The organism is Streptosporangium sp. G11, from assembly GCF_051192615.1.
In the GTDB taxonomy this organism is placed as follows: Bacteria; Actinomycetota; Actinomycetes; order Streptosporangiales; family Streptosporangiaceae; genus Streptosporangium.
The window spans coordinates 1-6249 of sequence record NZ_JBPJUQ010000180.1; the positions used below are offsets into that span (position 1 = coordinate 1).

At 64.7% G+C, this 6249-nt stretch carries 6 protein-coding genes; 1 reads left to right on the plus strand and 5 read right to left on the minus strand.

Going from position 1 to position 6249, the window contains the following annotated elements:
• Window positions 1-180: 180 nt before the first annotated feature.
• The 3 genes from ACSDR0_RS49000 to ACSDR0_RS49010 all read right to left on the minus strand — a co-directional run bounded on the left by ACSDR0_RS49000 (window position 181) and on the right by ACSDR0_RS49010 (window position 3155).
• The gene (locus ACSDR0_RS49000; protein WP_435295853.1) at window positions 181-1056 is read right to left on the minus strand and encodes an alpha/beta fold hydrolase; all 876 of its coding nucleotides are present in this window, start codon (window positions 1054-1056) and stop codon (window positions 181-183) included.
• Between the two features lie 411 nt (window positions 1057-1467).
• Window positions 1468-2232, minus strand: a complete 765-nt coding sequence (locus ACSDR0_RS49005) for an alpha/beta hydrolase (protein ID WP_435295854.1) — start codon at window positions 2230-2232, stop codon at window positions 1468-1470.
• A gap of 233 nt (window positions 2233-2465) precedes the next feature.
• Window positions 2466-3155: an alpha/beta fold hydrolase gene (locus ACSDR0_RS49010; RefSeq protein WP_435295855.1), complete on the minus strand. Its 690-nt coding sequence runs from the start codon at window positions 3153-3155 to the stop codon at window positions 2466-2468.
• Between the two features lie 482 nt (window positions 3156-3637).
• On the opposite strand from ACSDR0_RS49010, the gene ACSDR0_RS49015 reads away from it, so the two are divergent.
• The gene (locus ACSDR0_RS49015; RefSeq protein ID WP_435295856.1) at window positions 3638-4255 is read left to right on the plus strand and encodes a TetR/AcrR family transcriptional regulator; all 618 of its coding nucleotides are present in this window, start codon (window positions 3638-3640) and stop codon (window positions 4253-4255) included.
• On the opposite strand, the gene ACSDR0_RS49020 is transcribed toward ACSDR0_RS49015, so the two are convergent.
• Window positions 4249-4845 carry a helix-turn-helix transcriptional regulator gene (locus ACSDR0_RS49020; RefSeq protein ID WP_435295857.1) on the minus strand — a complete coding sequence of 199 codons (597 nt, stop codon included), beginning with the start codon at window positions 4843-4845 and terminating at the stop codon, window positions 4249-4251. The genes ACSDR0_RS49015 and ACSDR0_RS49020 overlap by 7 nt on opposite strands.
• On the minus strand, window positions 4835-5767 hold the full coding sequence (locus ACSDR0_RS49025; RefSeq protein ID WP_435295858.1) for a helix-turn-helix domain-containing protein: 933 nt from the start codon (window positions 5765-5767) through the stop codon (window positions 4835-4837). Before ACSDR0_RS49025 ends, ACSDR0_RS49020 begins: the two co-directional genes overlap by 11 nt.
• Between the last annotated feature and the right edge of the window lie 482 nt (window positions 5768-6249).

Below are 6249 nucleotides of genomic sequence, written 5' to 3' on the forward strand. Positions count from 1 at the left end.
CCCCGCAAGATCCTTTACGTCACACCGGTGTCACGCTGACACAGCACCCCGAGATAGCCATGGACCAACACGAACTAACACGCTCCGTCACCACCGAAAGTGGGCCAGAGCCCCCCGAAACGTGGGAATAGCGTGTGGGCGCCTCCGGCGGCTGCGTCATGCAGGTTAGAGGCGATCGTGTCAGGAGCGGACGGCCGCTCGGGCGGCGTCGAGGATGACGTCGGTCACCACGCCGGGATGGGTGATGAGGGATAGGTGACCGGCTTTGACCTTGGTGATGTGAGCGCCCGCACGGGTGGCCATGGCCAACTGCTCGGCTGAGGGAATGACATGGTCGGCGGTTCCGACGACGGCCCACGAGCGGATGGTCTGCCAGGCGGGCGTACCGGAGGGTTCGGATCCGGCGCTGACAGCGAAGGGGCGCTGGCCGGCCGCCAGGAGCCGGGCTTGGGCGCTGGGGACACCGTTGGCGAAGCAGTCCGCGAATCCCTGGTAGGCGCCGTTGGGCGTGACCTTGAGGTAGGCGTCGTAGTCGCCCTGCGGAGAGCCGGGGTACTGCACCAGGTTCAGGAACGTCGATGGGTCGGCGGTGACGCACGAACCGGGCTGGGCGGCGTTGATCTGGAATACGGTCTCGCCCTTGGCGGGGATGTAGGCGTCGTCGTAGACCAAGGCCTTGACATTGGGATTGCCCGCGGCAGCGTTGGTGATGACCATGCCGCCGTAGGAGTGGCCCACCAGGACGACCGGGCCCTGAATGGTGGCCAGATAGTTCTTCAGGGTCTGCGCATCGTAGTCGACGCCGCGCAGCGGGTTGGGCGGGGCGGCCACGGTGTAACCGTCGTGCTGGAGGCGACTGATCACCGGGTTCCAGCTCGACGCGTCCGCCCACGCACCGTGTACGAGCACGATCGTCGGCTTGGGACCGTGGTCTTTCGCGGTGGTAGTGGCTTGCGCGACCACCTGGGTGGCCGACACCACCACCCCGGCGACGGCCAGGGCGCATGCGGCGGCCAGCACACGAGACTTACGCAGTCGTGTTCTCCGGAATCGCATGATGAAGGTCCTTTCGGTGGCCCTGTCATGGGCCACGTGAGTGAGGTCACCGAGCGCCGATGCAACTTCGGTGCGGGTACGGGATCGGACACGGCCAGGAGGGAACAGACGCGCCCGCGAACCGAATAAGAAGGAGTTCATAGCGACGTCGCCTGAACTCGTGGGCACCAAGACCCGATGCAGTTGCCGCATGCGGCGCAACCTGCGACTGGTGCACCGCAGGAGGGCTCGGCAGCGGGGCCGCGCGGTTGCCTGTGCCGCTCATGGCTCCTGCCGCGAAGGAAGGGGCTACGGGTGGGTTGGTGAGCGCTGAGCAGACGGCGCGTGGATCTGTGGCCTGGAGGGACGATGTCGTCCAAGTGCCGAGTCGGTGCCGGGCCAGTGATGTCGACCCCGGCACCGACGCCTGAGTCAGCCGTGCAGGGCTTCCTTGAGCACGGCGACGGCCTGCGCGACGGCGGCTTTGGCCGCGTGAGTGTCATGCATGGAATTGACCATCACGAAGTCGTGAACGATCGCCGCGTACCGCACCTGCGTGACGGGAACGCCCGCCTCGCGCAGCTTGCCCGCGAACGCTTCGCCCTCGTCCCGCAGAACGTCGGCCTCCGCGTTGATGATCAGTGCGGGCGGCAGTCCGGTCAGCTGCTCGGTGGTCGCGCGCAGTGGCGAGGCCGTGATCTGCGCGCGGTCCTGCTCACTGGTGGTGTACTGATCCCAGAACCACTTCATCCCCTCACGGGTGAGGAAGTACCCTTCGGCGAACTCCGTGTACGAAGCGGTGTCGAAGTTGGCGTCGGTCACCGGGTAGAACAGCACCTGCTGCACGAACGAGACGTCACCGCGCTCTTTCGCCATGAGCGTCAGAGCGATGGCCATGTTGCCGCCGACCGAGTCACCGGCAATAGCGATCTTCGAAGAGTCCAGCCCCTTCCCGGCGCCATCGGTGGTGACCCACTGAGCCACACGGTAGGACTGCTCGTTCGCGACCGGGTAGTGCACGTCCGGAGATCGGTCGTACTCGGGAAAGACCACGGCCGCGTTCGCGCCGACGGCCAGGTCACGTACGAGGCGGTCGTGGGTGTGCGCATCGCCGAACACCCAGCCTGCGCCGTGGGTGTAGATAATCACCGGGAGGGTTCCGACGGCGCCTTCTGGCTTGACGATGCGGACCTTCACCGAACCGGTGGGGCCGCCGTCGACGGTGATCCACTCTTCGTCGATCTCGGGTTTGAAGATCGGGCTGTCCTACACTCCGTCGACGGCCTTGCGGCCCGCCTCTGGAGCAAGCTGGTAGAGAAACGGGGGCTCCGAGGTCGCATCGACGAACTCCTGCGCCGCCTTCTCAAGCGAGATGCCCAAGGGGTTTCCTACCATGGGCGTGCCTTCTTCCTTGTGTGCCAGGTTGGATGTCAGCCGAGTTCGGCGATCGCGTCGGTGATGAACGTCGCCACCTCGGCCGGGTGGGTCTGCATCACCAGGTGAGGAGCATCGATCTCAATCACCTTCCGCAGCCCGGCCCGCTTGTAACCGAAGCGCTCGACATCGGGATTGATCGTGCGGTCGGCGCTGGAGACGATCCCCCAGCCCGGCTTGGTCTTCCACGCGGCCACCGATGCGGGCTCTCCGAACGCGATCGCCGATAGGGGCCGCTGCGATACCGCGAACACCTTCGCCTTGTCTGCGTCGACACCGGCGGCGAACACGGCGGGAAACGCATCGATGTTCACCGACACATCCGTGCCGGGCTCGCCGCCCTCGATCGGGTACGGGGAGTAGACGAGGTTTGCCGCGAGCTCAGAGTCGGGGAATCCGCCCTGCAGCTGTCCCAGGCTCTCGCCCTCCTCGAGGGCGTAGCCGGACACGTAGATGAGCCCGACGACGTTGTCGGGGACACCGGCGACCGTGATGATGGCACCCCCGTAGGAGTGGCCAGCGAGAATGACCGGTCCGTCGATCTGCTCGACGAACGACTTGATGTAAGCCGAGTCACCGGACAGGCTGCGGTTGAAGACGGGGGGTACCAGGACCTTGTAGCCCTGGTCGAGCAGCCGCAGCGTCACGGGCGCCCAGCTGGCGCCATCGGCGAAGGCGCCGTGCACAAGCACGATCGTGGGAGTTTCAGACACGAATATCCCTTTCTTTCGAGATCTTGGGCCAACCCCTTGAACCCGTCAAGCCTTGAGGTGTGACGCAACACGGATTGCGCGCTCTCCGGACAGCACCAGTTCGCTGTACACGCTGCGACCGCCGGAGGGACGGAACAGTGAGCCGCACCAGTCATGGTTATGGAATCTCGCCTCCACAATCAACATCCTGCACGAAGTGCATCGAGGTGCAGCACTCAGAGTCAATCGGCGAGCGCCATCGGCGAGGACGGGTAACATCGACGGTCTCGCGCAGGTCCCCGTAGGGGGTGGCTTGCGGCAGCCCGGACTCGGCGCCGGGCAGGTGGATGTCGGCCAGTCCGGTCCGTCCCCAGTCCGCCCACGCGTCTTCATCCCCCTGAGACGACGAGCACGCTCTTCACGGTGGAACGCGTTCGGCGTGGCTCATAAACGTTCTTTGTTGGTAGCGTGGGTAGATGGGACGTCCGCGACGGTTCGACGAGTCGGCCTTGCTCGATGCCGCGCTGGAACTGTTCTGGTCCAAAGGATTCGATCGCACTTCAGTGGAAGACGTCTCAGCCGCGACAGGGGTCGGAAACGGCAGCATTTACGCCGCCTACGGCAGCAAGATGAGGCTGTTCCTCACCGTCTTCGACCGATACTGCGAACGCCGCACCGCATTCGTGCGAGAGGTAATCCTGCTGGCCCCCGGGTCCGTCCGGTCGGCCGTGCACACACTCTTCAAAGCGATCATCGCCGATTGCGCATCCCATCCCGATCGTCGGGGATGCCTGATGCTCAATAGCATCGCGCAGTTTGGGGACCGCGTGCCCGAGGTCGTGGCGATCAGCACCCGGGCCACCGAACAGATGGAAGCAGGCATCGCCGACCGTCTCCGCACCGCGACCGGCCCGGACATCGTCGATGTCGACGAAGACAGAATCTCCGCACTCAGCGCGAACATCCTGCTCGTCTCACAGGGTCTGATCCAGCTCAGTCGCCTGGGAACACCTGTCGAACGGTTGCACGAGATCGCGAAGGTTTTCTGCGACGCGCTGCCTGTTACACGGGCAAGCGTGAGCCCGGTCTACTGATCGGGAACGGCTTTCGAGCGCCGCCACTGGAGTGGCGAACAGCCGAATTCCCGGCGGAACGCGCGAGCGAAGCTCGCGGGACCGCTGAATCCCCAACGCCGGCTCACCACTCCAACAAGTCCGCGCTCGCTCTGCTCGATCAGGAGATCACCACGCGCGCGCTCGAGCCGGAGCCGCCGGGTCAAACTCCCGATCGTTTCCGGCTCGGTCGCAAACGCCAGATGTAGCGCGCGAACGCTGATGCCGAGGTGTCGGGCGACACCCGCGACGCTCAACTCCGGATCTCGCAGATGTGTTGAGACGTACAGGTGCGCGCGGTCTCTCACTTCGCTTGCGCAGCTCAGTGATCTTGGTTCGCTCTCGGTCTGTGCGCAGGCAGCGATAAGGGCATCAGCTATGGCCGACAACCGTTGTCCGTCCGCGAACGAGATCTCGGGCCGGGCGACCCGTATCGACTCGACGAAGATGTCGATGACCGCTTCGAGCGCACCGCTTCGAGGACGAGACCCCGACGCTGCTCCGAACTCCCCGTCGCCGATGCCGATGTCCGGAGACCACGCGCGGACCGACCCCGCAGAGTTACGGCTCATCAGTCAGGTTCCCGCCAAGGGCGGCTCTGCGCCATTCCGTCGGCGACATACCGAAGGCCTGCCTGAATGACCTGCTGAAGTGAGCGCTGCTCGTGAACCCCCAGCTGCGGGCGATCGCGCTCACCGGCAGATGACTGAATGACGTGTCGGCAAGGCTCCGTCGGACGGCTCCCAACCTCAGCTTCGCGATCGTGCGCGCGACGGTGTCGGGTTCGGATTCGAACACCGCGTGCAACGTCCTGACGGAAACGGCAAGCTCTCGCGCGATCACGTCCGGCCCGAGCAAAGGGTCGGCAAGGTGCGAAAGGATGTATTCATTCGCAGCAGCGGCGAGCCCTCGCTGATGCAATTCAGCAGGTGGAGTGCGCCCGAGCTGCGAGTCGCCCAGCAGAGCGACCACGTCGACTATGGCTGCCGCCACTGCCTCACGGCCAACCGGGTCGAGATTCTGCCCCACTTGAGCAGTGCGAGACAGGAGGGCTCCGAGCACAAATCCGATACCTGACCGGGCACCCACCGGGTGGCTTGCGAGCGCAGCCAGCCGGGATGAGTCGAACCCGAGAACTCGTTTGGGTATCTGCACGATGGACACCGAAAACGGGTCCGGGTACTCAAACCGGAATGGCCTCGCAGCGTCGTAGAAGAGCACCTGCCCTGCGCTCGCCACCGTCGCGCCGCGACCTTGCTCAACGGCGAGGCGACCCGCGTGAACAAGATGGAGCTGTACACCTTCCTCGGCCGTGGCAGGAACCTCGTCGAGGAGCGCGCGCACCCTTTGCGGCACCGATTCGATCGTGGCCATCGCAACTGGCCCCAAAGAATGACGGCGCATGCGGCGATAGGAGGGAGCGTCGCCGATGATCTGTGCTTCCATCTGCACCAATACGCACGCGGGGCTGGACGGCAACAGCGTGGTCCTCACATCCTCTCCGCCACCGGCAGCCTCTGCAGAGGATCCGGTATGAAGTTTGACCGATTTGTCCGGTCCACCACTGATATTAGGTTAACTGAAAGGTTCGACCCTCAGATCCCTTCATTACGAGTCAACGGCACGTCCCAGGTCGGCAGGCTGGCGCCCTGGTCAGATGGCAGATGCGAGTCGGTGGTGTGTGCTCGCGTAAGGCGGTGTTGCTGTACTGAGCGAGAAAGCCGAGCGTTACATCGGCTCGGAGATCATGAGGCCGGTCTGGGCGATGAACCCGGCCAGGAGCTCGGGCTGGTACTGCATGTGATTGAGCCGGTGCTTGATCAGAGCGGTGAGCTCGTCAATGCTGCGGACGGCGAAGTTGAGGATGGCGATGCGCAGGTTGGACCAGATGCCCTCGGCTGAGGTTCCCCCGGTTTCCCGGAGTGTTTCCTATGTGGTTTCGGTCAGCTCGGCGTGGCTGCTGACAGTGTCGGGTA